Source organism: Longitalea luteola, assembly GCF_017356035.1.
Lineage (GTDB): Bacteria > Bacteroidota > Bacteroidia > Chitinophagales > Chitinophagaceae > Niastella > Niastella luteola.
Genome location: NZ_JAFIQX010000007.1, coordinates 166,043 through 191,705, shown reverse-complemented (window position 1 = coordinate 191,705; position 25,663 = coordinate 166,043). Strand labels below are relative to the sequence as shown.

The window sequence follows — 25,663 nt, the reverse complement described above, 5'->3', positions numbered from 1 at the left end:
CAGGGGCGGAGCGAACGCACCTGGTTATTTTTTATCATGCAGTCCCCTCCCGGCCTCTTCGTCAGCCGGCGAAGGAGGTGTTCCAATCAAGAGGACCATTAATAAACAACTATCTTTTTTGCATTTTCTGTTTCGATATCCAGCATCTTAAATCGTATAGAACCGGTTAATTCGAGCATTTTGAGTACTTCTGAAACGTTCCGGGAACGGGAGATCCTTCCGCCAAAAGTTTTATTACCGAAATGCCCCTCGTATTGGATGGTTACATTGTACCACCGGGCGATCTTACGCATGATACTGGCCAGGTCTTCGTTCTTAAACACGAAGTAACCATCTTTCCATGCCAAAGCCGCGTCTACATCAGCGTCGCTGATGGCTATTTCTTCTCCTTTGATCGTCGATTGTTCGCCGGGTCTCAGCAGGCGGCTCTTATTTCCTTTAATGATCTTTACCGAACCTTCCAGCAGTGTCGTATTTACCTTTTTTTCATCTTCGTAGGCCATGATATTGAACTTTGTGCCTAACACCTGAACGGTGGAGCCGCCGCCTTCTACAGTAAACGGCAGCGATGCATTATGCGCAACTTCAAAATATGCTTCCCCTTTTAATTGCACGGATCGCGTACTGCCTGTAAAAACGGTAGGAAAGGTCAATGCAGAACCTGCATTCAGCCACACTTTTGTGCCATCCGGTAAGATCACCTGGTACTGACCACCGTAAGGTGTGGCGATCGTATTATATCCTGGTGCTGTAGCGGCAGCACTTCCGGCCGCGCTGCCGGCATGGTAAACCAACTGGCCATCTTTTGCTTTTGAAACGGTTGCAGCGCCTTCATTGGCCAATATGCCATTATCAGCCTGGTCCAGAATAATACGGGAGCCATCAGCTAATGTAAGAGAAGCCACGTTCCGGCCGGGCGCAATGTCTGGTGCCTTGTTCTGTTTCACCACCGGCTCCGGTCGCTGCACATCCTTTTTGGCGAAGTACAGGCTTGCGGCCAATACAATCAATACCGAAGCGGCAGCGGCATACATCCACCGGAACATGCCATGCGATCTGGCGGGTGAAACCGGCACGCGCTGCATGCCCTGCCGGATATTTTGCAACATCCTGGCTTCAAGTGCACTTTCCTTATCAGCAGGCAACGGTATCTCGTCCTTTTCACTAAGGCGTTTATAATAATCCTCTACCAGCTGTTGTTCAACAGGACTTGCAGTACCCCTGAGGTATTTATCCAATAATTCGAGAAAATTATTTCTATCCATGTGTTCATTTTATAAGAACCGGAATCGGGCGCCCACCCTACCATTAATCGAAGATTTTTTTGAGGGCAGAAAATAAAAGGAAAGAAAAGTTTTGCAGGTGCGTTAAATGCATTTCGCAGATCCTGCTGCTAACAGGATAGCGATGCACAGATCATAATTAAGATGATCGCGGAAATATTGTAAGGATTTTGAGATTCGCTTTTCGACTGCCTTTTCGGAGATGTTCAGTCTGGCCGCAATTTGCTTGTAAGTGAGGTTTTCTTCCCGGCTCAGACAGAAGGCTTCTTTGCAAGCGTCGGGAAGACCGCTTAATAATTTATCGAACAGTTCCTTTTGTTCTTTATATACCAGCAGATCATCTGCGAGAATATCCATACTTACGGCAGCCAGTCGATCGTAAAAGGCCTTGTCATGCTTTTGTGCGCGTATCATTTTTAAGACGCCAAAGCGGGCCGACTGCTGCAGATAAGCCTTTAATGAATGAATGTCAAGCTCATGTCTGCCATGCCAGATCCTGATAAATACTTCCTGTACGATATCCTCGACGACAGACTCTTCGCGGATGATATTGAAAGCAGTGGTATAAAGCAATTTCCAGTACCGTTTATACACCTGGGTGAACGCTACTTCATCATCTCTCTTAAGCAGCTGCAGCAGATCCTGATCGGTAAAGGCTGCATAATCGTAGTTGTGCATGTTCGCCTGTTTTCTGGTTCCAAGCAGTGCGGCTGCCAGGGCCACCGCGTAGTAATTTCTGTTTTCTGTTTAATTCGTTAAACAGCGGAAAAGGCTTTGGCTGTTTTCACAGGAGGATTCTACCTCAATTTTACATATTTTAAGGTAAATTAAAGTATTTTCAACAAAATTTAATATTTTGGAAATCTTAAATGCGCTCATCCGAAAAAGGAGAACCGGAAAACAGAGTAGCCATTGTCCCACTCATAGCTGATGGTGGCTTTATGCAATTCCGCAATTTGCTTTACCAGGGGTAAGCCGAGGCCGCTTCCTTTGATCATCGATGCATTTGACGCCCTGAAAAACGGGGTAAAGATGAGTCGTACTTCTTCCGGTGATAATGGTTCACCGGCATTCCTGAAGATCACCGCTTTTTCGTTCTCTGTAAACCGCACCACTACCATTGCCCGTTTATCGACCGAGTATTGTAAGGCATTTTTTAAAAGATTATTAAATGCCATGGATAATAATGGCTCATTCGCATTCACCATTAACAGTTCTTCCGATGCGGTGGAACCTTCCAGGTTCACTTCTATCAATGCGTCGGGATACAATGCCTGGATAATCTCTACAGACCTGAACAATAATTCATCGAGCCTGAGGCTGGGATAATCGCGCTCCGTTAGAATTTTATAATCAGACAACAACAACAGGGAATTGGTAATACCGGTTAAATTCTGTTGCTGGGAATAGAGCTGCTCCAGGGCCTGGCGATATTGTTTGGGTTGCAAATACTGGCCCAGCGCGTTTTCGGTTATCCCGATCATGGCGGTGAGCGGCGTTCTAAGTTCATGGGAAGCGTAATGAACAAAATCTTTTTGAATACTGAATGATTGTTGCAGCCGTTCCAGCATCTGATTGAAATTGGCGGCAAGGCTGTTCACTTCTTCCCCCTGCCCCTGCTCCTGTAAACGTATGCCCAGATTGGCTGAGTTGATATTCTGCAGGTTGCTTTTCAATGATTCAAGCGGTGAGATCAGCTGTTTAACAAAGAAATAGGTAGCCGTCCATCCAATGATCAGTCCGGAAAAATAAACAATGAACATGACCCATTTCAGGAATGTCATCTTTCTGCGGCCGTACTTATCAAATGCTTCGGCTAAAATGGTGTATTTTTTATTGTTTTGTACAATGTACATGGCTACAAACTCGTCGACGCCTTTGGTGGTAAAGATCTCGCCATGTTGTTTTGCCTGCGCCAGCAATTCCGCATCATACTGCAGTTTGATATCGTCGATGCTTGTGTAAATTACCAGGGAGTCTTCGAAGATGATCACCTTTTCGTTATATAAGCTGTTCAGGGTGTTTCTATCGATCGCCTTTAAAATGTCGTTATCAATCTGCTCCACTTCTATCAGGAACCGGAAAGTCGTGAGCGCCCGATCTTTCAATCGTCTGTAAAATTCATCTTTACGGAAATCTGCAAATGAAAAATAAACGATCATCAGCGCTATCGCCAGAAAAACGGTAAAAAGCAGGGAAAAGCCAATGGCGAACCGTACCCGTAAACTTTTCATAAACGGAGATTTTGATTTCGAGATTTCGAGATTTTGAGATTTCGAGATTTTTTGACTTCAGAAATCAGAAATCAGAAATCGTCTTTGATAGAAAGAAAATAGCCAAATCCCGGCTTTGTGTGGATCAACTTCTGGGGAAATGACTTATCGATCTTATTGCGCAATAAATTTATATACACTTCAATCGTATTGTCGCCGACACTGTACTTGCCTTTCCATACCTTTTTGAGGATCTCTTCTTTCGATACGGGCAACCCGTTGCCTTCCGCCAGCAGCGCCAGCAGATTGAATTCCGTTTGACTTAACCGGATCATTTCACCGCCGCGGAAAACTTCCTTTGCTTTCAAGTCGATATTCAAATCGCCCACCTGGTAAGATCGTTTGCCTCCCGGCGCCATTTCATAACGTTTTAAAATGGTTCTAAGCCGGGCGATCAGTTCTTCCATAAAAAAAGGCTTGATGATATAATCATCAGCCCCCGTTTCAAATCCCTGCAACCGGTAGTTCACATCGCTATAGGCAGTTACCATGAGCACAGGTAACCCTGAATGGTTCTTTTTAATGATAGATGTAGCCTGCCAGCCGTTTATACCCGGCAGCCGGATATCTATAATAACGGCATCGGCAATTTGCAGAACATCTGACTCTATCGCCTGCTCTGCGTTCTTGTAAGCAAACACATCAAAGCCATTTCGAATAAGGCTTTCCACCAGGTTCTGTTGAACGGCAGCTTCATCTTCAATGACAATGATGCATTTCTTATTATCCATCTTTTGCAACGGTTAATGCTTAACGCCGAACGCTTAACGCTCAACGCTTAAGGCTGAAGGCTTGCTTTCGTAAGGCGCTGCGCGCCTACTGGTCTCCATTAATTTCTAGACGGACGGGCAGGCGTTCTGCGTATACAAACTACGTAACGGCAGCCACTAAAAAAAATGATCAAGATCAGGATTTGACATAAGCATACATGTAACCTTGCAGCGGCGTAAGTCATTTTCCCCAGTTAATGCTTTTATTTTTTTTCTTTAAGCCCTTTTTAAGGAGTGTTGCAGTAATTTGATTACATACCTGGTTGAATAAGACCCGGGGCAGCACAAAGAAAATTGCTGTGATTGTACAACTTAATTAGTTAACCCCCCACCACTTCCCGACATTATGAAACGAATTCTCGTATTAACACAATGGTATTTTCCGGCCCATAAAGCCGACGAGTTCATCACTCCCTGTAGTAATCTCGTCAATGAATTATCGCCGCAAAATTGCTTTTATGTGTTGACCTCCAACAAGGACCGGGGCGATAAATCACCACTTAAAGGCATTGTCACCAATGAGTGGAGCCCCCTCACCAATAAAAGTGTGGTCAGGTACGTTCCTCCAAAAAATATGACAGCCGCTGCGTTAAAGCAGATCATCAGGAAAATAAACCCTCATGCGGTTTATATCAACACCATGCTATCATGGCGTTTTTCGCTAATGCCGTTTTACGTATTGAACAAGACCGGATTTAAAGGGAAAATTATCATAGCCGCCAGGGGATCGCTTTTTAACAATGGTGTTGGCTTCAACGTCATTAAGAGGCGATATTTTGCTTTCTTATTCGCCCGTTTCCGCTTGCAGTCGAACATCAGCTTTCATGCCGCCAACGAACAGGAAGTTAAGCTCCTGAAAAAACTTTTTGGCAACGATACCGCCGTATGCACGATTGACAATCTGCCGGAGATCGACCACCTGCCCATTAAAACCAGGAAGCAATCGCCCAAGCAGGTACAGTTACAGTGATCCGGTAGTTTAGCTTACTCCGGTTCATGGCGGCCACCGTCATTGACATTAGTACCGTTGCCTGTTTACAAACAGGCAACGCGGGGTTGGCCACTGTTTCCACTGTCTTTATTTTGTTTTTAACCATTGCCAGCGCTTTGCCCAATCCATCAGCACATCGTAGCGCCATTTCTTTACCGTAATGCCGCCCTGGATCTGGCCGTCATACAACCTGGGATCGCTGCGGTCGGTATACCAATCTTTTCCTAATGGGTAGTCTGTTTCCCTGCGTTTACCCGGCCATAGATTGTCTACGACAAACTGGCCCGACTGCGCCTGGAAACCGGGAATATCAGCCGTGATTGTATAAGAAATTATTTCGGCCTGCTTGGGGGCATACCGCACCACATAGTTTCCTTCGCCGCGGTAATAGCCGGCCCATTTTTGTTCACCAATACCGGCCTTAACGCTCATGGTAAAACAGGCTGAATCGGGCGGAATAGGTAGCTGTGGTCCCTTTATATGAAATTCCAGTATGGAACAGACAGTTACCGTATCGGTCAGCGTTGTATTACGGTTGAAAATATTCCGGGCGCTGTGATCGAATTTTTCGAAACTGCCGCCCCAGCTTTCTCTCTGCGGATCATTGGGGTCGCCGTCCATCATATACAACAGGGATGGCGTATCGCCCATTTTTACATTTCCGCCATAGTAATTCTTAAAGTCTTTTCCCATGTGGCCTGCGCCAGCCATGTAGCGATCATAATAATTGGTGGTGCTTACGCTGTCGGGCATACCCTTATTGGAAAAGAAACCGTAGTAAGAGGAATTCACTTCAATGAACCACAGGTCGGGAAAATGCTGCACAATGTAGGCATAGCTGTTAGTGCTCCATTTTTTGTTCGGCCCGCCTATCCAGTACACTTTAATGTTTTTTCGGATATCGGGCGCATCGTGTAAGGCCTGGGCCAGATCATCGAGGCCACCCCACACCAATACCCACAAGGGTTGGCGGCTTTTCCGGCGGGCACATGTCACGATCCAGTTGGAACCTTCAGTGGCTTTTGTATAACCTGCGAAAGGAGCTGCTCCCTGCCGGCCCTGTTTGCAGATGGCGCGTAACGCATCGGGGGATGGAAAACCCTTGTCAAACTTTTCAAGTGCAGGCAGGTCCTTTTCGTACAGCGCGATCATATCGAGCAGGTGCTGCTTCGTACCATGGCCATAGGATGGTGAAGAGATAAGGCCTTCGGTATTGAAACGGTTGCTGTACATCAGGAAATGGATCATCGACTGATTATCGTCGGGATCTGTGCCGCCAATGTCGGTACTGATCAAAATGCGGGGCTTCACTGGTACGGGCTTTTGTGCTGAGAGGACAAGCGACCAGCATAACAACAGGGAGACACTAAACAGTTTATTCACGTCCAGGTATTTTTTAATGTTGTTCTAAGATAATAAATACCTGTTTAAACCACCATTAAACGAAGGTTGAGTCAGCCCTCATGCAATTCTTAATTCTCTTTATCAAAAATTATTTTACCATGCTCATCGAAGATCACTTTCCGGTTTACAGTTGATCTTTCCAGCTTCATTTTGTAAAACTTTCGCCTGCCTTCTTCAATCAGCTCAACATTATGCACTTCAAAGTCTTTATATGTTGCCTGAATAGCCGCTTTCACCGCTTTGGGCAGATCCTTTTCCTCAAAATCCTGTTTATGTTTTTTCCACCTGCCGCTATGATCCAGCCACACTTCATGGTCGATATTATCCAATTCAAATTCCGCTTTATACATTCCATTTTCGAGTTCCCATTTTACATCGGCTGCTTTGGGAAATTTCAATTGAAATGCATTCAGGATAATAGAGGGCACATTCTTTTGTTTCACCGCCTGTGCATCAGCACCGGTGATTACAAAAAAAAGCAATGCCAGCAATAGTAAACCCCTTTTCAACAGTTTCATTTTAATTGTACAAAATAAGAACATGTCTTTTAATTGTCTTAACTACCCTGCCCTGTTACCCCAACCCGGAATACATGATTTCCGGAAAAATGATATTCAATGGAAAAGCCATAGAAATGGGTGATCGCTTTTACGATGGCTAGTCCGAGCCCGGTGGATGTTCTATCGGCGGTCTTCTTATAGAACCTGTCAAACATTTTCACCGGGTCAAGCGGGGCGGCTTCGCCGGTATTTTCAATAGTAAAGGATGAATGAGAGATGGAGATGGTAACCGTACCGTTGGGCCGGTTATGAACGATGGCATTTTTCAGCAGGTTCATCACCAGCATCTCCGCCAGGTCTTTATTCATTACATGGTCAAATTGACCATCTTCCAATAGCAATAGCTGCACTTCTTTGAACTCTGACAGATCCGAAAAATCACTGACCATTTTTTTGATCACCTCATTTAAGTTCACCTTTTCCTCGGCCGCGAACTGCTGGTTCTCTATTTTTGACAGCAGGAGCAGCGACCTGTTCATTCGTTTGAGGCTTTCCAGTGTTTGAATGACAGCTGCAACCGTTTGAACATCCTCTTCCGACAATGTATTGCGCTCCGCCAGCAGTTCCAGCTTGTTAATGCTGATTGCGACCGGCGTTTGTAATTCATGCGATGCATTCTCGATAAACTGCTTCTGGCTGATAAAGGTATCGAGGTTACGGCCCAGCAAAGACAATAATGTATCGTTCAGTTCCCTGAACTCTGTGACAGTGGTTGTAGCCGGCCTGAATAAAGTGGCATTGGCAAGCCTGAACTTTTTCAACTGGTTAAGCAGGTAGTAAAAAGGCCGCCAGATGCGCTTCAGCACAAAATTGTTGATCGCAATAATGCTGGCCAGCATGAGCATATACAGCACCGTTAAGGAGAGCAGCAGTTTCCTGATCAGTTCTGCTTTATTTACTGCCGCTGAAATGATCTTCAGTTCGTAGAAACGCCCGTCCTCTGCAGCAAAAGCCGTTGTTAGCAGCCGAACCGGTTCATAACTGTTCAAACGCTCAGAGTAAAGCAAACTGTCTTTATACGAATCCCTCACCTGGATGGCATACGAGGGAGCAATTTCCCTGATGGTATAATTTTCGGCGCCGAAGGCGGCACTGCTGAGCATGGATGTATCTTTCTGGGCCTTGTAAATAATAAGCATTTTATAATTGGCCAGTCCGTCGTCGATGCTATCCTTCACTTCTTCCAGCATATTGAAATAGAAAATAAGGGCCCATAATCCCAATACCGCCAGTAAGGAAACGGAAAGATACAGCAGGGTGTGATTAAGCAGTTTCATAGTACAACCAGCTTGTAACCTATTCCATAGACGGCCCGAATTTCTATGCCGCTATCGTGCTCCTTCAGTTTCTTACGAAGGTTCCTGATCTGGGAATAGATGAATTCATAGTCATTGGCCTGATCGGCGTAATCGCCCCAGATATATTCCGCCAGGGCATCCTTTATCACCAGCCGGCCTTTGTTAGCCATAAAATAGGTAAGAATGTCGAATTCTTTGCGGTTCAGTGTCATCTGTTCCGCTTTTACCGTCACCGTTCTGTCGTTTAGGTCGATCATTATATTGCCCAACTCAAGGGTATTCTTTCCATCAAATACTTTTCGCCGTAGCACTGATTTTATCCGGGCATTGAGCTCTGCGATATGAAAGGGTTTGGTGAGGTAATCATCGGCGCCGAGGTTCAGACCGCGGATCTTGTCATCGACAGAATCTTTTGCAGAAATGATGATAACACCATCCGTTTTATTCATCTTTTTAAGTTCCTGCAGGAGCTCGAAACCGTTGCCATCGGGTAAGGTGAGATCGAGGAGAATGCAATCATAGTTGTAGGCAATGATCTTGCGCAGCGCGCTGCTGAAATCTCCGGCAACCTCTACAAGAAAGTTCTCTTTTTGCAGGGATTGCCGGATCACTTCAAGCATTGCCGGTTCATCTTCAATTACCAGAATCTTCATAAGGCAAAAATATGGAATACGCTGAACGTTCAAGGCGCAAGGCTCAAAGCTAAAGGCTAAAGGCTTAAGGCGCAATGCCAGGTTTCGAATCGCTTACAGCCCTGCTTTCCGAACTTTCGCGAGGGTGCCGCACGGAAGGCGCGGACAGATACATGCGAGCAAGCGTTCCGCGTTCTGCGTTCAGCCTTCAGCGTTTTGCGTTTTGCGTTCTGCGTTCAGCGTTCAGCGTTTTGCGTTTTGCGTTTTGCGTTCTGCGTTCAGCGTTTTGCGTTTTGCGTTCAGCGTTTTGCGTTTAGCTTTTCACTACGCTATTGAGGTATTCCTCAATGTTCGTATAGCCATCTTTATTGCGGTCCTGGGAGGCGTCGGCGGCATTGTTGGGATTCAACCCGTTCTTCTTTTCCCATTCATCAGGCATACCATCGCTATCGGCATCTTTATAAGGAGTGCCCTTGTATTCAGGATAACCGCCTACCTGGCTGATATCGGTGATGATCCCCATCTTATAGGAATCGATCGGCAGCCTGCGGTGCTCGAACTGCGTTTCAGGCAGTTTTACGTTGGGCAATGGATTCACCTTGCCGGTGCGCACCTGCCGGGTGATCCGCTGGTCAACCGCATCTCTTTTGGGAAGCGTAGCGCCCGCATGCTGCAATACATAATCAAAAGCCTTCTCAGCTGACATGATGGTCAGTGGCGCCATAGGGAATGGCTTGTTCCATTTCATGAATTCCTTGTACGGACCAGCATCTGGCAGATCCCGGTCATTCATATCTTCTACCTGTACGCCGCCGGCCCAGTTGTCGCGGGTTATCTCCGGATACCCTTCCATGATATTTCCATTTACATAAGCGCGGCCAAATACCTTGTATTTGAGTTTACTGCGACCAGATTCCGGATTCAGGATGCGATGGCCTACAGGCGCATCTTTCGGCGTTGCAGGCCCTGGTTTGAAATAGTTGTTGATAATATTATACGAGGCGCGATAGTCACCGCCGTCTACCGAACGGTGCACCCAGTTGTGAACGACGTTGTTGACAAAATTGAAGATACCATTCCAGCCGATAGATGGGTTACGGCCGGCATTGTTGGCCCACAGGTTGCGCATGAACGTAGCATTTTCACCGCCCAGCGTGCTGCCGAAAGCATGGTTCCAGGTATCCAGCGATTCGGCAAAAATAGAGTTCTGGATAGTGATATTCACCGTGCCCAGCTTTTGTTCCTGCGATCCGGTGCTATCATCGTACATGTGCCGGTACATCGACATATTTTCATCCAGGCCCCAGCTGGCAGACACGTGATCGATCATGATGTTGCCGATGGGATTGCCGCCAATAGCGTCGTCCCTGCGCCCTACATTGGTCTCACCGCGCCGGAAACGCATGAACCGGATGATCACGTCGTGCGTATTGATCCATACAGATTCGCCGGCCACGCATACCCCGTCGCCGGGAGCGGTTTGTCCGGCAATGGTTATATAAGGCGCCCGGATGATCAGCGGCGTTTTCAGCCTGATAATGCCCGCCACATTGAATACCACTATGCGGGCGCCGCCCTGCTCACAAGCCCACCGTAAACTTCCAGGGCCATCATCATTGACATTGGTTACAACATACACCTTACCGCCGCGGCCGCCAAAACTGTATTTTCCGCCGCCTTCAGCGCCTGGAAATGCAGCGATATCAGCCTGCGGCAGATCAGTAGGCCGGGCAGCCCAGGGAATAAAGGGTTTTCCTTTTTTGGCATCTTCCTGGATTACGGGCCATGCTTTCTGCCACATGGAATCAGAATGCCGCAGTGCGGCCTGCATCATTTCATTGCTTGCCCTGCCTATTTCCTGGGGTACTTTCGGGTATTGCGCCTTGGCTGATCCTATACTGAATACGGCTGCAGCCGCCAGCGTTATTCCGTATATTCCCGGTCTACGAACAATGGGACCTTTCCAGTTCATCAAATGTTTCATTATTGTATTGTTAATTAAGATGGTTTCTCTTTTCAGTGTATCGCCGGAACAGCGGTCTGATTATCCGGTACAAATTAAAAACCCAAATCGGGAAGGATTTGGGAAAAGACAGCTACCGGGAAGAGGGGACCCCGGCCGTGATCTTTCTGGCCAGAAAGTACAGGTATAAATACCCTAATAGACCAGCAATACAGGAAGAGAGAAATATGGCGATCTTCGATTCGATGGTTGTATCGCCGTTGTCAAAAGCAAGCAAAGTGATAAAAATAGACATGGTAAAACCTATACCGCCCAAAATAGCTACTCCCATGATGTGCCGCCAGTTAATATCTGCAGGCAGGTTGCCTATTCCGAACTTTACAGCACTATAAGAAAAAAGAAAGACGCCCAGGGGCTTGCCAACAATCAGGCCCAGCAGTATCCCAAGGCTGTTCGGTGAAAAGAGCTGTTCATACCAGTTGGCATGAATGCTGACGCCGGTGTTTGCCAGCGCAAAGACAGGCAGCACAATAAATGCAACCGGTTTGTGTAGAATATGTTGCATACGGTATGAGCTGGTGGTTTCATCACCATTGCCAAAGGGTAAAGCAAAGGCCAGCAGGATGCCACTGATGGTAGCATGAACGCCGGATTGCATCATGCAATACCACATGGCTATTCCCGGAATGATGTACAGATAGATCTTATGAATTTTCAGCCTGTTCATAATGAACAGTAAACCCAAAATGGCCATCGCCAAACCAAAATAAAAGAAGGAAAAAGCTTTGGTGTAAAAAATAGCAATAACCAGGATGGCGCCCAGGTCATCGATGATGGCAAATGCTGTGAGGAAAATTTTCAAACTAACCGGAACCCTGTTGCCCAGTAGTGACAAAATGCCGAGGGCGAACGCAATGTCGGTAGCCATGGGTATGCCAAATCCCGACTGGGTAGCTGTATCTTTATTAAGTAAGAAATGTATGGCAGCCGGCACGAGCATACCGCCAATAGCTGCAAAAACGGGAAGCAGCGCGTTCTTTACCGTCGACAATTCACCTATGTACAACTCCCGCTCGATCTCCAGGCCTACCAGTAAAAAGAATATGGCCATCAAGCCATCATTGACCCAGTGTTCAATAGAATATCGAAGCCGGATAGCCGATGTTTCAAACCCCATCTCCTGGTGCCAGAAATGCAGGTAACCTTCACCAATAGCACTATTCGCCAGGATCAGGGACAAGATTGTACAGATCAGTAATACAAATCCGCCGGATCTTTCGCTGTTAACAAATTCAGTAAACATTTTAGTGATCATGGATGTCATTTGTAAGCGCGTTTATAAGCCCTGATTAATAAATAGGTGCAAAAATATTATACCTTGTGCAACGTTTCTTCTAATATTTTTTTAACCTCAATCTAATAACCAAACAATAAATAAAGATCAAATTGCATAGGCGATCGTTGACATGAAAGCAAAACGCGTATATATTCTTTATTTTATCATTCCAGTTTCCTTAATTGTCGGAAGCAGCTTTTTTGTAAAGCAAACGATCGATTACAGGTCGGCCAACCGGAAACTGATCCTGCAGAATGATTCGCTCAAAAGTGTGATCATTGAATTAAACCATCAAATCGAAAATTACGAAAAACGGGCGCATGTAAGCTCCCGCCCCTCCGGTAAAAACAGCATTGGAAAATAAACGCCGCAGTTCCCTTAATCCCATCTCACCGTACTACTAACCAACGCATTAGCTATTCTTTCCAGGCAAAAAATGGCAGGTGATCCCAGGCGCACATGCGTTTTAAGGTCAATTCTAACAACATTCTAATAACGTATTAAGTGCTGGCTATTAAAAGTTGCCCAACTTGCAGTGGTGGATATCATTATTATAAAGTGAGCAGCCGATTCTGCATAAAGCCGTTTTAATGATAAAGAGTATATTGGTTCCAACCGATTATAGTGAGGCATCGCTGAATGCACTGAAAACAGCCATAAAGATTGCTGCAGGTAATAATGCAACACTGTACATACTTCATGTAAAAGATGTAATACCCGAGGCAGTCATCTTTGAATCAAAGAAAAAGGCAAAAGAAGTTTTCGATGCCATGGCGGGAAAACTGTCAATAGAACACGGCATTCAAACGACAATCATTTTTGCCGACGGAATTGTAGGGCATACCATTGTGAATACGGTGGCAGAAAACAAGATCGACCTTGTAATTATGGGTTCACATGGATTGCCGGGCCAGGGCGGGCCAGCAATCGGATCCAACGCCTACTACGTGGTTAAAAGATGCACCTGCCCCGTTATGCTGATCCCCGAAGGACCCTTACGCATCGACTTTAAAAACATTTTATTCCCGGTAAGGCCCTCTAAATTCACCTATAAGCTGTATCGCATCATTGAAAATATAGCGGTCGAAACCGAAACGCCTTATAAAGTTCAAATATTAGGCATAACCACGAGCAGGTTTGAAACAACGCTGTTTCCCCTGCCTTCCAAGATCAGGGAGATCACGAATAACAACGGCAACAACAATATAGAAATATCTTTGAGTTATAGCAATAACATAAATATCTCCAACAGTGTACTGGCCGGAGCGGAAGAATCGAACGCTGACCTTATCGTTATTTCGCCGGGCATCGATATGCCGGCAAGGCCATTCTTTATTGGACCATCTTCGCAAAACATCATCAACCAGGCAAAAATTCCCATTCTTAGTATAATAAGGATCAGCGAAAACTAAGGTGGCACATTCCATTCATATCACAACAAAGTGCCACAGAACTTGCAGAACACCGCATCATTGTCGTGCCCTTCTCTCCCGCAGCCCGGACAGGTCTCATGACCATGTTTTCTGCGGCGGGCGGCAAAGGCCATTTCCGTGGTAATAATGCCGGTAGGAACTGCAATGATGCCATAACCAATGAACATCATTAAAGACGCAACGAACTTACCCACGGTCGTCACGGGTGTGATATCGCCATAACCGACGGTAGTAATGGTAACAATTGCCCAGTAAATGCTGGCGGGAATGCTGGTAAATCCGTTCTGCCCGTTTTCTACCAGGTACATGACGGAACCCAGAATAATGACCAGGCTCAGCACGACCAGCATGAAGATGGTGATCTTCTTTAAACTGGTGGCAATGGATATTTTCAGGAACTCCATTTCCGTTAAAAAATGGGTCAGCTTGAAAATCCGAAATACCCGCAATAACCGCAAGGCGCGAAGCACCAGCAATGATTGCGCCCCTACCAGGAAGATGCTCAGGTAAGAGGGTATGATGGCCAGCAGATCTATAAGGCCAAAAAAAGAAAATACATATCGCCAGGGTCTTTGAATACTTATTAAACGCAACAGGTATTCCAGGGTAAACAAACCTGTAAAGGCCCATTCCATGATATAAAACACCCGCCCGTACCGGTCATGATACTCATCAATGCTGTCGAGCATGACCACCACAATGCTTGACATTATCAATGCCAGCAGGGCCACGTCGAAGGCCTTACCTGCCATCGTGTTCGATTCATAAATTGTGTTATGAAGCCTGTTTCGCCAGGTTATAGGGTTGGCTTTTTCCATGAATAATAAAGTTTAAAACAACCGACAAGTTCGTAAATTGATGGCATAGCTCCATTTTTTTGATGTAGCCGCAAGAATTCCGCCAAAACAACAGCTGCTGCCTGGCGTGTTTTTAGCAGGTAATACGGTATGGGACCTGCAGTGTACAAACAAGGCAAAAGATCGGCCATGCCCGATGCTGTGCGGCCTATGCTGGCTACTCTTTCTGAAGGCATTACAAATAATGAGCAATACCTCTACGAAGTTAAGTGGGACGGCTACCGGATCATCGCCTTTGTCAACAAGAAAAAACTGCGCCTCGACTCCCGGGGTGGATTGAACTACACGAACAGGTATCCACTGATAACAGACGCCCTCAGGGCCCTGAACCGGAATATGATACTTGATGGCGAAGTGGTGGTCTTTGATGCCGCAGGCCATCCGCGATTCAACCTGGTTCAATTGTACAATGGACAGGATACACCCATCAGTTATTATGTGTTCGACATACTATATCTCGATGGTTATGATCTCACCAGACTGCCCTTAACTACCCGCAAAAGCATACTACAGGAACTCACGGCAGGGAACGACATCATCCGTTTCAGCGACTCCTTTGATGATGGGGAAGCGCTGTTCCACCTGATGAAAGAAAAAAGATGGGAAGGCGTTATTGCGAAAAGAAAGGAAAGTGAATATATACAAGACGACCGCAGCTACAACTGGTTAAAATTTCCGGTAAAGCAGATAGATGAATTTGTGATCGGCGGCTGGGCAGAAAGCGATAAAGCCAGGCATTTTCGATCGATCCTGTTCGGCGCTTATGATAAAGGAAAACTTATCTGGCTTGGCCGCAGCGGCGGCGGCTTTAAAGAAAAGGAAATGCCCGGTATCCTGAAGCAGCTAAAAGCACGCGAGATCAGTAAAACGCCGTTCATGAACAAGGTGCTCGACACGAAAGGCGCGGTCATTCACTGGGTGAAACCCGAGTTGGTAGCCCATTTTGAATACGCCGAAATGACCGAATCGGGCAGGATCAGAAAGCCGGCTACCTGGAAGGGATTCCGGGAAGATAAAGATCCGAAAGACGTGATCATTCCGCTGATCAAAAACATCAACGAAACCGCGGCTGAAAAAATGGCTGACACAGTACCCGCCAAAAGCAAACCGCGAAAAAAGAAAGAGCCTGTCAAAACAAAAAGCCCGGCTAAGAAGAAGCCAATTTATCTCAATGAAGACAGTGGCTGGGAAAAAGTAGATAAAGAGCAGGAAGCCGCCCACTGGCAGCCGTTTGAAATGCCGAATTGCACCATTCCCGTACATAACCTGGAACGGGAATTATGGGAAGGCGTGCCCAAGGGCAAGCTGTTGATCTATTACAGTGAAATATCAGGCTACATCCTGCCTTACCTGAAAGACCGTCCGCAGTCGCTCAACCTCAAACTAACCCATGCCGGCGGCCCAAGAACATTCATCAAGGATATGGAGCACCGGCAGCCGGGTTGCGCTGCGGTATTTACCGACAAACGCCGGGTTAAAAAAGCCGGCAAGCGAACACAGATAGATTACCTGGTATGTAATAACCTCGAGACGCTGATCTACCTGGTTGACCTGGGCTGTGTGGATGTGAATATATGGGCATCACGCACCGCTCATATTGAAGAGCCTGATTATTTATGGCTTGACCTTGACCCTACGATTGACAAAGATCTAAAAAACGAACAACTGGCGAAAGCAGAAGCAAAGGGATTTGCACAAACCATCGAGGTAGCCATGGCAACGAAAGAACTGCTTGACAAACGCCGGCTGACCGGTTTTGTAAAGACCAGCGGCAAAACCGGAATGCATGTTTATATTCCCTGCAGCCATTTCAACTTTAAGCAGGCGCGTGCGCTGGCATACAGGCTGGCGGATGAGATCCATTCACTCGTGCCTGGCATCAGCACGCGGCAGGAATCCATCAATAACCGCGATGATAAAGTATATATTGACGCCGGACAGAACGACTACGCAGATACGTTAGCGGCCCCCTACTCCATTCGCCCCTATCATCAACCTTTGGTTAGTACGCCGCTTGAATGGAAAGAGGTAAGGAAGGGTCTTGACCGGTATTCCTTTACCATGGAAACCATCCGGGCAAGACTGCGAAAAAAAGGCGATCTGTGGTTGAAGCTCGGGGATGCGAAAATTATTGCTGCGAATAATAAGGGGCTTGAAAAGATCTAAGGAAGAATGCAACAACAGGCATGTTACCCGGCGTTAGTAATTCTTAGCTACTATAAAAAGGCTCCCCGAAACATCAGAAAGCCTTTTCAGTTTTATAAGCCATGGAACATCTTCTACGGTATAATATCAACAATAGTCTGTTTATAATATTGAAAATTATACATACCGTCAGATCTGTGAATGGTCGATTTACAGGAACATTCCGCCCGATGCTTCTATGCGTTGCGCGGTTACCCAACGGGCTTCCTCGGAGCACAGGAAGGCTACTACGCCACCTATATCGTCGGGCTGACCGATACGGCCCAGTGCCGTCTGACTGGAAATAAATTCCACCAGCCCTTCATGTTGCCGGGCAGCAGCCGTAAAGTCCGTCTCTATGATGCCGGGCGCCACCATATTGACGTTGATCCTGCGCTGGCCCAATTCCTTGGCCATGTACCTGGTGAGCGTTTCAATAGCGCCTTTCATGGATGCATAGGCCGCATACCCGGGCGTGGTAAATCTTGCCAAACCCGTTGAGGTGTTCACGATACGGCCGCCATCATTCATCATAGGCACCAGGGTCTGGCTCAGGAGATACACCCCTTTAAAGTGAATATTATAAAGTGTATCCAGCTGTTCTTCTGTGCTTTGCCCAAACGGAGCAGCCCAGTCGATGCCAGCGTTGTTGATCAAAAAATGAAACCGGCTGGTATTCCATTTTTCCTGTAACAGACCGGTAAGCTGGTCCTTAAATGCGTTAAATGTTTTCGCTTCTGCGGTATTTAACTGCAGCGCTGCCGCTTTACGGCCCAGTCCATTGATGTCGGCTACCACTTTATCCGCATCTTCCTTACGGTTATTATATGTAATAATTACATCATGCCCATGTCTGGCCAGGGTCATTGCTTCGTTCTTTCCCAATCCGCGGCTGCCGCCGGTGATCAGTGCGATTTTGTTTGTATTGTTCATACGTTTCGATTGCTTTGATTTACAAGGCAAAGATCACGTGAATTGACTGGGGCGTCATGGTGAGTATATAAGTAAAAATGGTGACTGCTTAAGATTTTAGATGCGCCGCCGGCACTGAAACGCACCGGTTAAACGGCAGGGTGGGTTTCCTCATAACGGACCTTTTCTTGCCCGAATAAGCTTTTTCATCCTTTTCTTTTGGTCCTTTTTATATTTAATACTACCTTTTCCGCATTCTTTACTTAAGCTAAAGGAAGTTAATCCAAACTAACCTACAACCACCCCTCCACGCTACCGTAAGAAAAAGTAAAAGGGACGTCTATTCGACAGCTCCCAACAGACTTTATTTTCACTATAACAGTTATGAACGGCTAAACGGTCAATTCGATTTCTTTTTCCGGAGATCATTAATGAGTTTCCCACGGTTCGGCAAAACCATTACATAATGCCCGGGCAAAGCAGGTCTTGCCATGATCTGTTTGCATCCTGGGGTGTTGTGCAGTGTTTACATTTTACAAAAATACTCTGACGTATTACAGACAAGTGTTCCTGTAATGCGATGAGGGAAAGATTTACCATTATTAACCTCAAATGAAAAACTGATGAACAAAAAAAACAATTTCTCCCGTAACACTACCGGGTTAGTGGCCGCCTCCTTGTTTATGGCATTTATCGTATCCTGCAACAAAGAAATATCGGATGCGACCGATGAGCCTCAGTCTGACATCTTGAATCGTACCGCTTCCATTGAATCACTGAGCAATCTACTTTGGGCCGACAATATCGATGGCAGCAGCTTTTTCAGCCACAGTGTAAGCGTTCAAAAGTCCACCTCTTATGGAATTACCGCCGCAACTACCCATTGTTACCAGGGACTAAAATCGGCTCGTTTTGAATTAAGGAACAGTGATCCTGAAACGAATGGCGGAACCAGGGCCGAGATCAGCTTCTTTCCTTTTTCCGCCAATCTGAACCGCTGGTATGCATATGCGATATATGCCCCGTCGGATAAATTCAAATATGACGATGAAGACGATGTGATCACGCAATGGCACCAGGGCGGCGGCGAAACACCGGCACTTTGCCTTCGCATATTAGAAGACCGTCTTTATATGCGAATACTGGGTAAATGGCATCCCCTGGGCGCCTGGGTAAAAGACAGATGGCGTTCTTATGTTATGCACATCAAACACTCTGCCTACTCAGACGGTTTAATTGAAATGTGGATCGATGGTGAAAAGGTCATGCACTATGTTGGTGCCAATATGTATAAAGTCGGGGATGATTTCGATATCCCGAATATGAAATTCGGCATTTACAAATCCACCTGGAACGGCAGCGGCACTTCTTCCACCAGCTCAAGGGTATTGTATTACGACGATATCAAAATGGGTAACCAGTATGCTACTTACGACGATATGGAACCCACGCCGAGTGGCACCAAACCATCTTCATCCAGTTCAGGCAGCACGACTACCGGGATGAGCGTTACCGACTTCAAACTGGTTAATTCCGCCACAGAAGACGATGTGCAGTCGATCAGCAATGGACAAACGATCGATCTTTCTGCACTTGACCTCGAAAAAGTGAATATCCGTGCAGTTACCTCGGGGGAAGTGGGCAGCGTTAAGCTGGAATTAAGCGGCCAGCAAAGCGACTCCTACACAGATAACAGATCGCCCTTTGCATTGCATGGCGATGACGGTTATGGCAACTTCTACTATGGCAACTGGAATCCACCACCAGTGGGCACTTATACACTGAAAGCTACTCCCTACTCTTCGGATAATGCCAGTGGCACTGCCGGCGCCTCAAGAACCATTACATTCACTATCGTAAGATAACGACAGTACCCAGAACTAAAAAAGGATCGCCTGCGCGATCCTTTTTTATTGGAGTTCCGGCCCAACCTGCCGGAACATGAAACATAATGTCTGCTAACTAATAACCATTGTTTCCGAATTCGTTGGCATTATTGATCTGGTTCAGGAATACAAACGGGATCGGACGTTTATAATGTTTGGAAGGAACAAAATTGGCGAAAGCGGTTTTATTGTATGTCTGTAACCGGCTTTCGAAGGCTTTATTGCGCTTCAGCAGGGCCCACCGGTTATACTCACCGCACAATTCACGGGCGTATTCGTCAAATACATCGTTCATAGTAGCCGTTGTCAATTGCATGCCGGTGCCGGTGGTGAAGTCGGCAGGATTGCGGGTGGCGCGTCTGCGCAATACATTCAGGTATTGGGCAGCAGCCGCTCCATCGCCTGCATTAACATGAAGGGTGGCTTCCGCAGCTATTAAATATACTTCGGCCATCCGCATGATCATAATATTACCCAGCTTTTGCTGGAAATTACCACCCAGCCAGCCGCCATCGAAATTACTATTGAACTTATGCATTGCAGGGAACAGGTTTGCCAGGGCCGGTGGCTTCAAGCCATTGGTTGAGGTAACGGTCTTATAGGTGCTGCCGGAAGGATCTGCTGCCATATCGAAGAGATCGTCGATATTCACCGTAACATAACTGCGTTTGTTTTTATCGGTTGCACTCAGCGGCTCTTTGCTCAGGTATGCAAAAAACCTGTTCTCATCTTCCGTCAGTGGATAAGGATGCACATTGGCATTGGCTACATCCCTCAGATCAGCTGCTGAACCTGAAACAGCCCCTTTCTCCCATACCTTGGGAATATATTGCCAGGTTGCATTCCGGGAAGCATTGCGGGCATTCACATCTACATACGGATAGATCTTCTTTCCTACATGCGAAAGATCAATGCCAAAATCATTACATATATCAGCCGTCAGTGTAACGGTTGCCGCACTGTACGTAACATTGGCCGGAGCAGGAACACCGGTGCCAAGGCTGGCAATGGCCTGCGTGCCTGAATAGTTGGTAAATGCCGTTACAAATGTATTCTCCCAACGTTTATCATAATTGGCATTAAAGCAATTTATGAGGTATTTGGTGGGCGCTATGAACTGCTGGTTCAAACGTCCATAATACGCATTTGATGTATTTGAGTTCACCCCCCTTTTCAGCAATTTCCCCGTTCCAAAGGCATCATCCAGTTTGGGATAATAATGCAGGTACAGATTGGGTTTTGTATTACCGGTTGCATAGTCGTAAGATTCACTGTATGGATTGAGGCCATAAGCGGTGAACAACGCTTCCAGGTTGTTCCTGTTATTGGCCGAAGCGAACACTTTGGCAAAATCATCATACAGTACTGCATTGTAGGTTCCCATACCGTTGATCAGACTGTCGGCACACTCTTTCGCCCGTAGCCAATATGATTTTCCGCCTTCACTCAATCCTTCCCCGGCTCCCTGTGCATATACACGCGCAAGCAGTCCCAACGCCGACTTCTTGGTTACCCGTTGCAGGTTGTTGTCAAGCGGCGTCACCGGCAGATTATTGAATGCAGACCGTAGATCGGAAACGATCTGTCCATATATTTCAGGAACGCTATTGCGGGTGGGGTTCAGATTTTTAATAGGATCATCCACTGTTATCAATGGAATTTCGCCAAACTGGGCCACCAGTACTGAATAATAGTAGGCTCTCAGCAACTGGGCTTCTGCTACCAGCACTTTAATTTCATTGGCATCGCCATCTTCGAGCTGTTCCGAGAGTTGAATGGTTTTGTTGCAATCCTTGATGGAGCCCCAGGCAAAATCCCAGGTGTTTCTCACCACACCGGAATTGATGGTAAATTCCTCGTAAGCGATCACATCGCGGTACTGGTTGTGATTGCCATAAGGGAATGTCCACAGATCGGTACCGGCTTCAGAAACGATCCCGTAAGGCATGCCAATAAGTGATCCCCAAAGACCGGTATAACAGTTTGACTGATACGCCTTCCAGTCGTTGAACTTTTTGAGCACATCCTGCTCCGATAAAGACACGGGGTTATATTCGTCGAGTTTACAGGCGGAAACGGAAACTGCTATGGTTAAACCTAACAGGGATTTATAGAATAGTCTATTTAATTTCTTCAATTTCATAACGCTGTTTTTAATCATTCTACAATTAAAGTGTCACATTCAGGCCCACTACAACCTGTTTGGTCAGTGGATACTCGAGCGAACCGTTCATTTCCGGATCATAGTTCTTTAAATAATGGCTCCTGGCAATGATCAGCGGGTTTGTAATAGTACCATACAAACGGAAGCGCTGAATGGACATTCTTTCTAACAAACCCTTGGGCAATGTATAACCAAGCGTAATATTCTTGATCTTGAAGAAAGACCCATCCACATAGTTCAAACCTGAAAAACCTGTCATGGTTGAACTGGTCTCGAGGTAATTCATCACCGGGAAGTCGTTGGTTGGATTTGTTGGTGTCCAGTAATTGAAATGCTCAGGAATGGTTCTGGAAGGGCTTGCATTGGTGGCAAATGCATTCGGCTGATACCAGCCCATCATATTGTAGTTGATCATCTGCCCCCACCTGAAATAGGAATAGATGGTGAGGTCGAAATTTTTGTAGCTGAAACTGTTCTGGAACCCAAGCGACCAGTCGGGCGTGTTATGACCCAGGATCTGGTAGTCGTTGGCGCTGTATGAATATTTTCTTGCAGCGTCTGTGAGCGCGGGATTGAATTTCTGCGCTGCCGCCAGTTCATTATAATAGTAAGTCTCTGTACCATCCGCCGCTGTTTTTACATACACACCTTCTTCGAGGCGGGTCATACCCGGAACATTCACTTTCAGGTCGCCCGGGCGTTTGTTGAATACGGCGGCATCATTCTCTTCACCGATCTGCCATACGCCATCCAGCTTGTAATTCCGGAAAGACCTGATGGGCTGACCGATGGTGAGTGAGTACACATCGTTGGTAATATTATTGGCAACGCCACCTGTTAACTGCAGGATCTTCTCTTTGTTGTAAGAGAAGGCAACGGATGAATTCCAGGTAAAATCCCTGGTAACTATATTACGGGTGTTCAATGCGAGTTCTATACCCCTGTTCTGCGTTTCGCATACATTGAGGAAAGTCTGGTATTGTGTACCGGGTCTGTATGTTCCGTAAATGATGGGAGAAGTAACACTCCAGATAACGCCTTTCGTTTTCGTCGTATATACATCCAACGACATGTCGATCCGGTTCTTGAAGAAGGCCGCATCCACACCAATATTCGTATTGTACGATTTTTCCCAGCCTAATTCCGGGTTTGTAATAAACTGCGAATTGCGGTAAATAGGCTGCGTTACACCACCCAGCGACATATTGGTTGACTCCAGGTTGGATACTGAACTGTAAGGATCGATCTTTGCGGAACCTGTAATACCCCAGCCTACCCGCACTTTCAGGTTGTTCAACCAGGCGGTGGTACCTTCCATGAACGCTTCGTCAGATATTCTCCAGCCCACAGAAACTGCCGGAAAATTATCCCACCGGTTGTCTTTATACAGCACAGATGATCCATCGCGGCGCACAGAAGCCTGCAACAGGTATTTACCCATGTATGAATAATTCAAACGTCCGATAAAACCTAATGTCCTTGACATGGTATAAGACGATGTCGCTGTCGTGTTTACATCACCGGTAAACTTGTACCATTTGAAATTGTTCGACAGGATATTGCTCTGGTTCATGGTCGTATTCGTATTCCGGTTATCATACCAGGAAGTGATTCCTGTTACCGTAAAGGCGTGGTCGTTCGCCACTTTGAAATTATAGGTCAGGATGTTCTCCCATTGATAACCGGTTTGGCGGTTTTGTAATACTTCCGCTTTGGCGATACCGGCATTGGTATACGTATAATTCACTGAACCTATACCATCGAACCGGTAGGTATTGGAGAAATTAAGCCAGGTGCTGAGGCGCGACAAAAAACTTAGCCCTTTCAATGGCCTGATCTCGAAGTAGGGATTTATATACAGGCGCAGGTTGTTATCTACGTTACCATATACGCCGGGCTGGTTATTCAGCAACAGGTTGTATACGTTATTACCAAGATCAGGGTTCAGTGTTCCGTCGGCTTTATAGGGCCTTGCCAATGGATCGGTCACCAGCGCGTTCTCCAGTTTGTCCTGCGCTTTATCCCTGTCTACATACGATGCCTGCAGACTGCTTCCGATCGTGATCCAGTTCCTCACCTTATGATCTATGCGCATCGTAGATGCAAAGAGCTTGTAGCGGTCGCCATAGTATTGCCCTTTTTCATCTGTATAGTTGAACGATATATAGCCTTTGGTCTTGTCATTGCCGCCTGAAACGCCTATGCTGTAGTTTTGGGTGGCGGCATTTTTTTGCAGGAACAGATCTGCCCAATCGGCAAAATAACCTTCCTGGAAGGTGGCGTACCGTTGTGAACCAAAAATGGCTTCATCGTTGGCTTCCGATTGCCAGAGTGCGCCGGTTCTTGTCCATTGTTTATTCGCAGCATCCCATACATAACTGTACGCATCGCGTTTGGTTTGCAGGTAGGCATTTCCCGTACGCATTTTGGGCGTAACCGACCAGCCGTTATAACCATAATAGGTATTGAGATCTATGCTTAATTTTCCTGCTTTACCACTTTTGGTGGTAATAATAATTACGCCGTTCGAACCGGCAGAACCATACATAGCCGTGGAAGAGGCGTCTTTCAATACTTCAATAGATTCGATATCATACGGGTTCAGCGTGGCGTAATCACCGGGAAGGCCATTGATAATGAATAATGGGGTGCCGCTGGCGGTGAATGATCGGTTACCACGCAGTTGGATATTAAGGCCTGCGCCAGGCTGGCCCGATGAACGGGTAATATCCAGGCCGGCTACTCTGCCCTGCAGCGACTCCATGGGGTTGGGACCAGGCCGGGCGGTGATCTCCTCGGGTTTTACCGATGCAACAGCGCCGGTAAGGTCTCTGCGTTTGGTAGTACCATAACCAACCACAACCACTTCTTCGAGTTTCGCATCGATTGGCGTTAACGTAATACTTACATTCGTGTTCTTTCCCACGGTAACCTGTTGCTCCAGGTAGCCGATAATTGAAAAAACGAGGATATCGCCTTCGTTCGCTTCAATCCTGAATTCGCCCGACGCATTTGTCGTCGTGCCTACTTTATTCTTTCCCTTGATCACTACAGAAACATTGTCGAGCGGCGATCCTTTTGAGTCAACAACGGTTCCTGTAATCGGTATCCGGGCTATTTCCGGATGATCCGTATTCAACGCCGGCGCCTTGCGCGACAGCACAATTGTTCTACCCGTGATGGAATATTCCAGGGGCTCGTCTTTGAGGATGATATCCAGCACATCCTTCAGCGGAAGATTGTTGGCCGCTATGGTCACCGTTTTTGAATCATCCAGGTCACGCTTGTTATTGAAGATCACATAACCCGTCTGTTTTTCGATCGCAGCAAAAACCCGCTTCAGCGGCAGGTTCTTTCCGGTGATGGTAATGTTCTGGGCTGTTCCCTCCGCCCGGGCCGAGAAAACTGCAATGGCAATAAAAAAAATGGTCAATTTCATCGCGCGAAGCAACGTTTTGGTGATCGCTCCGGTGCCCCTACACCCAAACTCTGGCAACCGTTCTGTAAATACGGCCAGGCAGGGCATAGAAAATCCGGAACCAATTGATTTTTTTTGCATAAGTTGCAAACGTTTGGTTGTTAAAAAATGGAGATAAGAGACTTTCGTTTTGGGCAACTGAACTTACTTCCGGAAGTGTCGTCAGCACTTCCGGTTTGGTTTTACCCACCAGCTATTATGTAATTTGTATTTTTTGCATGGCAATCGTTTTGTTTAAG

At 46.5% G+C, this 25,663-nt stretch carries 19 protein-coding genes and 1 pseudogene; 5 read left to right on the top strand and 15 right to left on the bottom strand.

The features are described from left to right. Nucleotides 1-98: 98 nt before the first annotated feature. The 4 genes from JUB15_RS18115 to JUB15_RS18100 all read right to left on the bottom strand — a co-directional run bounded on the left by JUB15_RS18115 (nt 99) and on the right by JUB15_RS18100 (nt 4,287). Nucleotides 99-1,265, bottom strand: coding sequence for a FecR domain-containing protein (locus tag JUB15_RS18115; RefSeq protein WP_207513910.1), 1,167 nt, complete (start codon nt 1,263-1,265; stop codon nt 99-101). 102 nt (nt 1,266-1,367) lie between these two features. Continuing rightward, on the bottom strand, nt 1,368-1,961 hold the full coding sequence (locus JUB15_RS18110; protein ID WP_207513909.1) for an RNA polymerase sigma factor: 594 nt from the start codon (nt 1,959-1,961) through the stop codon (nt 1,368-1,370). A 197-nt stretch (nt 1,962-2,158) separates the two neighbouring features. After that, a complete protein-coding gene (locus JUB15_RS18105) occupies nt 2,159-3,517 on the bottom strand; it encodes a HAMP domain-containing sensor histidine kinase (RefSeq protein ID WP_207513908.1) in 1,359 nt (452 codons plus the stop codon). 71 nt (nt 3,518-3,588) lie between these two features. After that, entirely contained in the window at nt 3,589-4,287 is a 699-nt protein-coding gene (locus tag JUB15_RS18100) for a response regulator transcription factor (RefSeq protein WP_207513907.1), read from the bottom strand. A gap of 385 nt (nt 4,288-4,672) precedes the next feature. Here JUB15_RS18100 and JUB15_RS18095 point away from each other — a divergent pair, with 385 nt between their 5' ends. Then, the gene (locus tag JUB15_RS18095; RefSeq protein WP_207513906.1) at nt 4,673-5,296 is read left to right on the top strand and encodes a hypothetical protein; all 624 of its coding nucleotides are present in this window, start codon (nt 4,673-4,675) and stop codon (nt 5,294-5,296) included. 108 nt (nt 5,297-5,404) lie between these two features. Here JUB15_RS18095 and JUB15_RS18090 read toward each other — a convergent pair whose 3' ends face one another. The 6 genes from JUB15_RS18090 to nhaA form a co-directional block, all read right to left on the bottom strand. Further along, nucleotides 5,405-6,700: a nucleoside hydrolase-like domain-containing protein gene (locus tag JUB15_RS18090; RefSeq protein ID WP_369411555.1), complete on the bottom strand. Its 1,296-nt coding sequence runs from the start codon at nt 6,698-6,700 to the stop codon at nt 5,405-5,407. Between the two features lie 89 nt (nt 6,701-6,789). Beyond that, complete coding sequence (locus JUB15_RS18085; RefSeq protein ID WP_207513905.1) at nt 6,790-7,239, bottom strand: PepSY-like domain-containing protein; 450 nt, start codon at nt 7,237-7,239, stop codon at nt 6,790-6,792. Nucleotides 7,240-7,277: 38 nt separating this feature from the next. After that, complete coding sequence (locus JUB15_RS18080; RefSeq protein ID WP_207513904.1) at nt 7,278-8,558, bottom strand: sensor histidine kinase; 1,281 nt, start codon at nt 8,556-8,558, stop codon at nt 7,278-7,280. Then, nucleotides 8,555-9,232 carry a response regulator transcription factor gene (locus JUB15_RS18075; RefSeq protein WP_207513903.1) on the bottom strand — a complete coding sequence of 226 codons (678 nt, stop codon included), beginning with the start codon at nt 9,230-9,232 and terminating at the stop codon, nt 8,555-8,557. The genes JUB15_RS18080 and JUB15_RS18075 overlap by 4 nt, the downstream gene beginning before the upstream one ends. Nucleotides 9,233-9,524: 292 nt before the next feature. Further along, nucleotides 9,525-11,195 (bottom strand): pectate lyase family protein, encoded by a 1,671-nt coding sequence (locus tag JUB15_RS18070; RefSeq protein WP_242696407.1) that lies wholly within the window; start codon nt 11,193-11,195, stop codon nt 9,525-9,527. A gap of 112 nt (nt 11,196-11,307) precedes the next feature. Next, nucleotides 11,308-12,489: a Na+/H+ antiporter NhaA gene (gene nhaA, locus JUB15_RS18065; protein ID WP_242696406.1), complete on the bottom strand. Its 1,182-nt coding sequence runs from the start codon at nt 12,487-12,489 to the stop codon at nt 11,308-11,310. A 151-nt stretch (nt 12,490-12,640) separates the two neighbouring features. On the opposite strand from nhaA, the gene JUB15_RS18060 reads away from it, so the two are divergent. Together JUB15_RS18060 and JUB15_RS18055 are read left to right on the top strand one after the other, a co-directional pair. After that, a complete protein-coding gene (locus JUB15_RS18060) occupies nt 12,641-12,874 on the top strand; it encodes a hypothetical protein (RefSeq protein ID WP_207513901.1) in 234 nt (77 codons plus the stop codon). 226 nt (nt 12,875-13,100) lie between these two features. Further along, nucleotides 13,101-13,922 carry a universal stress protein gene (locus JUB15_RS18055; protein WP_207513900.1) on the top strand — a complete coding sequence of 274 codons (822 nt, stop codon included), beginning with the start codon at nt 13,101-13,103 and terminating at the stop codon, nt 13,920-13,922. Nucleotides 13,923-13,942: 20 nt separating this feature from the next. On the opposite strand, the gene JUB15_RS18050 is transcribed toward JUB15_RS18055, so the two are convergent. Then, nucleotides 13,943-14,761, bottom strand: coding sequence for an ion transporter (locus JUB15_RS18050; protein WP_207513899.1), 819 nt, complete (start codon nt 14,759-14,761; stop codon nt 13,943-13,945). A 129-nt stretch (nt 14,762-14,890) separates the two neighbouring features. Here JUB15_RS18050 and ligD point away from each other — a divergent pair, with 129 nt between their 5' ends. After that, complete coding sequence (gene ligD / locus JUB15_RS18045; protein ID WP_207513898.1) at nt 14,891-16,966, top strand: DNA ligase D; 2,076 nt, start codon at nt 14,891-14,893, stop codon at nt 16,964-16,966. Between the two features lie 189 nt (nt 16,967-17,155). Here the strand turns inward: ligD and JUB15_RS18040 are convergent, their stop codons facing one another. After that, entirely contained in the window at nt 17,156-17,917 is a 762-nt protein-coding gene (locus tag JUB15_RS18040; RefSeq protein WP_207513897.1) for an SDR family NAD(P)-dependent oxidoreductase, read from the bottom strand. Between the two features lie 602 nt (nt 17,918-18,519). On the opposite strand from JUB15_RS18040, the gene JUB15_RS18035 reads away from it, so the two are divergent. Beyond that, nucleotides 18,520-19,761 carry a polysaccharide lyase family 20 protein gene (locus JUB15_RS18035; RefSeq protein WP_207513896.1) on the top strand — a complete coding sequence of 414 codons (1,242 nt, stop codon included), beginning with the start codon at nt 18,520-18,522 and terminating at the stop codon, nt 19,759-19,761. A gap of 97 nt (nt 19,762-19,858) precedes the next feature. Here JUB15_RS18035 and JUB15_RS18030 read toward each other — a convergent pair whose 3' ends face one another. The 3 genes and pseudogenes from JUB15_RS18030 to JUB15_RS28875 all read right to left on the bottom strand — a co-directional run. After that, nucleotides 19,859-21,925, bottom strand: coding sequence for a RagB/SusD family nutrient uptake outer membrane protein (locus tag JUB15_RS18030; RefSeq protein ID WP_207513895.1), 2,067 nt, complete (start codon nt 21,923-21,925; stop codon nt 19,859-19,861). Between the two features lie 25 nt (nt 21,926-21,950). Then, on the bottom strand, nt 21,951-25,109 hold the full coding sequence (locus JUB15_RS18025) for a SusC/RagA family TonB-linked outer membrane protein (RefSeq protein WP_439651006.1): 3,159 nt from the start codon (nt 25,107-25,109) through the stop codon (nt 21,951-21,953). After that, nucleotides 25,107-25,385 (bottom strand): annotated as a pseudogene (locus JUB15_RS28875) (STN domain-containing protein); the annotation flags it as partial. The pseudogene JUB15_RS28875 and the gene JUB15_RS18025, both read right to left, overlap by 3 nt. Between the last annotated feature and the right edge of the window lie 278 nt (nt 25,386-25,663).

What these genes read in the sequence shown, in the direction of transcription:
- JUB15_RS18115 (WP_207513910.1), bottom strand. Translation starts at nt 1,265, where the DNA reads ATGGATAGAAATAATTTTCTCGAATTATTGGATAAATACCTCAGGGGT.
- JUB15_RS18110 (WP_207513909.1), bottom strand. Translation starts at nt 1,961, where the DNA reads ATGCACAACTACGATTATGCAGCCTTTACCGATCAGGATCTGCTGCAG.
- JUB15_RS18105 (WP_207513908.1), bottom strand. Translation starts at nt 3,517, where the DNA reads ATGAAAAGTTTACGGGTACGGTTCGCCATTGGCTTTTCCCTGCTTTTT.
- JUB15_RS18100 (WP_207513907.1), bottom strand. Translation starts at nt 4,287, where the DNA reads ATGGATAATAAGAAATGCATCATTGTCATTGAAGATGAAGCTGCCGTT.
- JUB15_RS18095 (WP_207513906.1), top strand. Translation starts at nt 4,673, where the DNA reads ATGAAACGAATTCTCGTATTAACACAATGGTATTTTCCGGCCCATAAA.
- JUB15_RS18085 (WP_207513905.1), bottom strand. Translation starts at nt 7,239, where the DNA reads ATGAAACTGTTGAAAAGGGGTTTACTATTGCTGGCATTGCTTTTTTTT.
- JUB15_RS18080 (WP_207513904.1), bottom strand. Translation starts at nt 8,558, where the DNA reads ATGAAACTGCTTAATCACACCCTGCTGTATCTTTCCGTTTCCTTACTG.
- JUB15_RS18075 (WP_207513903.1), bottom strand. Translation starts at nt 9,232, where the DNA reads ATGAAGATTCTGGTAATTGAAGATGAACCGGCAATGCTTGAAGTGATC.
- JUB15_RS18070 (WP_242696407.1), bottom strand. Translation starts at nt 11,195, where the DNA reads ATGAAACATTTGATGAACTGGAAAGGTCCCATTGTTCGTAGACCGGGA.
- nhaA (WP_242696406.1), bottom strand. Translation starts at nt 12,489, where the DNA reads ATGATCACTAAAATGTTTACTGAATTTGTTAACAGCGAAAGATCCGGC.
- JUB15_RS18060 (WP_207513901.1), top strand. Translation starts at nt 12,641, where the DNA reads ATGAAAGCAAAACGCGTATATATTCTTTATTTTATCATTCCAGTTTCC.
- JUB15_RS18055 (WP_207513900.1), top strand. Translation starts at nt 13,101, where the DNA reads ATGATAAAGAGTATATTGGTTCCAACCGATTATAGTGAGGCATCGCTG.
- JUB15_RS18050 (WP_207513899.1), bottom strand. Translation starts at nt 14,761, where the DNA reads ATGGAAAAAGCCAACCCTATAACCTGGCGAAACAGGCTTCATAACACA.
- ligD (WP_207513898.1), top strand. Translation starts at nt 14,891, where the DNA reads ATGGGACCTGCAGTGTACAAACAAGGCAAAAGATCGGCCATGCCCGAT.
- JUB15_RS18040 (WP_207513897.1), bottom strand. Translation starts at nt 17,917, where the DNA reads ATGAACAATACAAACAAAATCGCACTGATCACCGGCGGCAGCCGCGGA.
- JUB15_RS18035 (WP_207513896.1), top strand. Translation starts at nt 18,520, where the DNA reads ATGAACAAAAAAAACAATTTCTCCCGTAACACTACCGGGTTAGTGGCC.
- JUB15_RS18030 (WP_207513895.1), bottom strand. Translation starts at nt 21,925, where the DNA reads ATGAAATTGAAGAAATTAAATAGACTATTCTATAAATCCCTGTTAGGT.